The sequence below is a fragment of the Bradyrhizobium sp. Crot121 genome, assembly GCF_059512385.1.
The window spans coordinates 1-352 of sequence record NZ_JCAMOR010000512.1 but is presented as its reverse complement, the minus strand read 5'-3'; the positions used below and the strand labels follow the sequence as shown (position 1 = coordinate 352).

At 63.6% G+C, this 352-nt stretch carries 1 protein-coding gene and 1 pseudogene; both read left to right on the top strand.

The features are described 5' to 3' along the window. Positions 1 to 133 (top strand): SUMF1/EgtB/PvdO family nonheme iron enzyme (locus tag AC5ZGW_RS47710; protein WP_496114346.1); only part of this gene is annotated, 133 nt, incomplete at its 5' end. 1 nt (position 134) lies between these two features. Next, positions 135 to 352: pseudogene (locus tag AC5ZGW_RS47705) on the top strand (chloride channel protein); the annotation flags it as partial.

The window sequence follows — 352 nt, the reverse complement described above, 5'->3', positions numbered from 1 at the left end:
ATCCTTCCTCTGCCACGAGTCCTACTGCAATCGCTACCGCGTAGCGGCACGAGGCTCCAACACGCCCGATAGCTCGTCGAGCAACATGGGCTTCCGTGTCGTGCGCACCGAGCCGCTGCGGGATCCGGCATAGGATGGCGTTGGCGCAAAATGCCGCGAAGCCGGCGCCTGCTCCCGGCATCAGTCTGCTGCCGCAGTTCTTGCGCAATTTCGTGCGCAGTCGCGAGACTGGTCTCGTCCTGGTCGCCATTGTCGTCGGGTTGCTGAGCGGTGTCCTCGTCGCCGCGATCTCGGGCCTCAGCCAGATTTCGCACTCGCTGCTGTTCGACATTCCCATCGACGCGCATCTCAG